This is a genomic window from Motiliproteus sp. MSK22-1, assembly GCF_001968815.1.
Lineage (GTDB): Bacteria > Pseudomonadota > Gammaproteobacteria > Pseudomonadales > Balneatricaceae > Motiliproteus.
In genome coordinates, this window is the sequence record NZ_MIEQ01000071.1 from 1 (window position 1) to 2,941 (window position 2,941).

Here is a 2,941-nt window from a genome sequence, read left to right on the forward strand (position 1 = left end):
CAACAGCAAAAACAAGCTGATCCAGATCGATAAAGACGGCACCCTTACCGACTACCACTACAACCCCGATGGTATCCGCATCGCTAAAAGCGAAGCAGGCACTATCACCAACTTCAGCGTCGACAGCAACCGCGACTACGCTCAAGTCCTGTGGGAAACAGACGGCAGCAACAGCACCGCCTACCGCTACGGCGATGACCTGCTCAGCCAGGACCGCAATGGCGCCTTCAGCTTCTATCACTACGATGGACTAGGCTCCACCCGGATACTGACCGATACCAGTGGCACACAAACCGACGGCTACGACTATGAAGCCTTTGGAGAAACACTGAACCAGACAGGAACAACAGAGAATAGTTATCTGTTTACGGGCGAGCAGTTGGATGCTTCTCTCAACCAGTACTACCTCAGAGCACGTTACTACGATCAGGGGGTTGGGCGGTTTACCCAACAGGATAGCTGGATGGGGAATAACCAAGATCCGGTGACGTTGCATAAGTATCTTTATGCTAATGCTGATCCGGTGATGTATACGGACCCTACTGGTAATTTCTCCATCGGTGGAATGATGTCCACCATGAGCACAATGACCCGGCTAAGCTTGAAGTCTTACAATGCATACTCAAACGTATCTATGCTGATTTCGTTGGCGAAGGGTGACATGACACTGAATGAATTAGCATTCACTTACTTGGCTTCAAGAGTGCTACCAGCAAGACTCTTCAAATGCAGGAATAGTTTTTCGGAAGAGACTCTTGTCTATACCGAATCCGGATTGAAACCAATCTCATTAATTGAAATTGGCGATCTTGTTTGGGCTTACAATGAAGAGAATGGTAAGAACTCTTTGCAGAAAGTAATTCATCTAATTCAAGGAGACGGGGTAAAGAATCTTGTTGATATTGAACTCGAATCTGGTGAGAAAATTACTGTCACATCAGATCATCCATTTTTCTTAAAATCCAGTAAATCTTGGATCGATGCAGATAAGTTATCAACCGATGATTTACTCCACAGCTTGGATAAATCTGAAATTTCTGTGACTGGTTTAACTTCATATAGTAGAAGTAGCACTGTTTATAATTTAAGTATTGCTAATGACCATACGTACTACGTTGGCAATGCAAAAGTACTAACTCACAACTGTTATCAAAAACCGAACTGGCAGGTTTATGGAAACGGTAAGCATATAGCTAGGCGTGGGCTTAACAAAAAGCAAATTCGAAAAGGTACAGAGACAGGGTTTGCTAAGTATTACATGTCTAATGCTCAGGACGTAAGAAAGTTCGAGCTTGATGCTTGGTCAAAAGGTATTCCAACTGCAAGAAATCCCTCGTATAAAGTTGTTGAGCATCCTCATGTTATCGGTGCGAATAGAGGGCGAGATGTTCGTTGGCAGAGGCTTGAATATGATGAAACAAGCGACACCATTCATGGGCATCCAATAACTCGAGAACAATATTTAAGATATCTTAGAGAATAGTAGGGTCACTTATGCATATTTATTCAGTTTTAAGGTATGGCAATGATGAAGAAGGACCTGACGGGTATGATACTGAATTTATCGTTTTAGCTTCATCAGTTAAAGATGCCGCAGAAGTTGCAGATAAGGAACTGTTGAAGTATCCGAATAAACTTGTAGCTTCATTTTGTGAAGCCGTTACTTTAGTTGGGGATAGTTATTCCGAAGCAACTAAGTCAATTCTTTTAAGTGGCCCGGTAATAAATAGTAATACAAGATTTGATTTCTCTATACCTATGAATTTAATGTGGCGCAGAGATACACAGGATGGTGAGTGGATCGTTTTGGATGAGTATTTAGGCTAGCTGAGAAACGGTGGTGGGTAACCGCATCTCCGTCAGCTATGGCAACGGCACCAGTACCACTTACGACTATGATAACCTCAATCGCCTGACGCGCGACGCTCATTACAACGGCAGTGGCGTCTTGATGCAGAATTACGGCTAGCCCAATAGGGTCAGACCTTCTCCAGAATAAAAAAGCCCTGCGACCCAGCTGGGCTTTTTACTATCCGATCAGCCGACGGGTCGCTTATCAGTGGTCAATACCATACAACCCTCCATCACTCGAATATGCACTGGTGTATCAATCGTAAACCCCGCCTGAATCAACCAATGGCCTTTAAGTTGAATCTCCCCGATGGGTGTACGATCAGGGTAATTCTGCTGTAGCTGATAACTGTGGTAAGCCTCCCTGACTTTGATTTGTCGAGAGACCAATAGGGTCAGACCCTCGTCAGAATGCTCTCCAGAATAAAACATGCCGGTGACAAGGAACTTTCAACGCCCTTGTCACCGCTATTGATTACATCAATCCCTTCTCTTTAAAACTCAGTAACTGATCACCGCCCACAATAAAATGGTCGACTAACTGAATCCCTACAAGTGCGTCTAATATTATTTTTTGCTAAGCTAGCTAAGCACGGCTTGCAATGCTCTTTAAACCATTAATTTTTTCTAATCTTCCTTCTTCTCTGGCTGCACTCAAACCCGATAGTAGCGAACTGCACTACCGCTACGACGAAGCGGGTAACCGTATCGGATTAACCTTCACCGACAGTCAAGGCACTGTGCAGCTGGATCAGAGCTTCGGTTACGACAGTCTTAATCGACTGATCACAGTCACTGATGCCAGCGGTACCACCAGCTATGGCTACGATCTGGTGGGTAACCGCACCTCCGTCAGCTACGGCAACGGCACCAGTACCACCTACGACTACGATAACCTCAACCGCCTGACCCGTGTTGCTCACTACAATGGCAGTGGCGCCTTGATGCAGTCCTATGACTACAGCCTGGGAGCCAGCGGTCGACGGGAACAGATCAGCGAGTCCAGCGGTCGTGTGACCGACTACAGCTACGATGATCTCTACCGTTTAACCAACGAACAGATCACCGATGCCATCAACGGCAACTATAA

Annotated in this window: 4 protein-coding genes and 1 pseudogene; 3 read left to right on the top strand and 2 right to left on the bottom strand. The window is 45.4% G+C overall.

The features are described from left to right. Both BGP75_RS27100 and BGP75_RS19915 read left to right on the top strand, forming a co-directional pair. On the top strand, positions 1–1,483 hold a 1,483-nt coding region (locus tag BGP75_RS27100), incomplete at its 5' end, for an RHS repeat-associated core domain-containing protein (protein ID WP_255395950.1). Positions 1,484–1,494: 11 nt separating this feature from the next. Continuing rightward, a complete protein-coding gene (locus tag BGP75_RS19915) occupies positions 1,495–1,827 on the top strand; it encodes a hypothetical protein (RefSeq protein ID WP_076720645.1) in 333 nt (110 codons plus the stop codon). A 210-nt stretch (positions 1,828–2,037) separates the two neighbouring features. Here BGP75_RS19915 and BGP75_RS19925 read toward each other — a convergent pair whose 3' ends face one another. Both BGP75_RS19925 and BGP75_RS27790 read right to left on the bottom strand, forming a co-directional pair. Next, positions 2,038–2,283: a SymE family type I addiction module toxin gene (locus tag BGP75_RS19925; protein WP_076720646.1), complete on the bottom strand. Its 246-nt coding sequence runs from the start codon at positions 2,281–2,283 to the stop codon at positions 2,038–2,040. 43 nt (positions 2,284–2,326) lie between these two features. Further along, positions 2,327–2,422, bottom strand: coding sequence for a JAB domain-containing protein (locus BGP75_RS27790; protein WP_143821126.1), 96 nt, complete (start codon positions 2,420–2,422; stop codon positions 2,327–2,329). Between the two features lie 31 nt (positions 2,423–2,453). Between BGP75_RS27790 and BGP75_RS19930 the strand changes: the two are divergent. Next, positions 2,454–2,941: pseudogene (locus tag BGP75_RS19930) on the top strand (RHS repeat protein); the annotation flags it as partial.

Bases quoted from the DNA above. Each gene is read 5' to 3' on its own strand.
- BGP75_RS19915 (WP_076720645.1), top strand. From the start codon at position 1,495: ATGCATATTTATTCAGTTTTAAGGTATGGCAATGATGAAGAAGGACCT.
- BGP75_RS19925 (WP_076720646.1), bottom strand. From the start codon at position 2,283: ATGTTTTATTCTGGAGAGCATTCTGACGAGGGTCTGACCCTATTGGTC.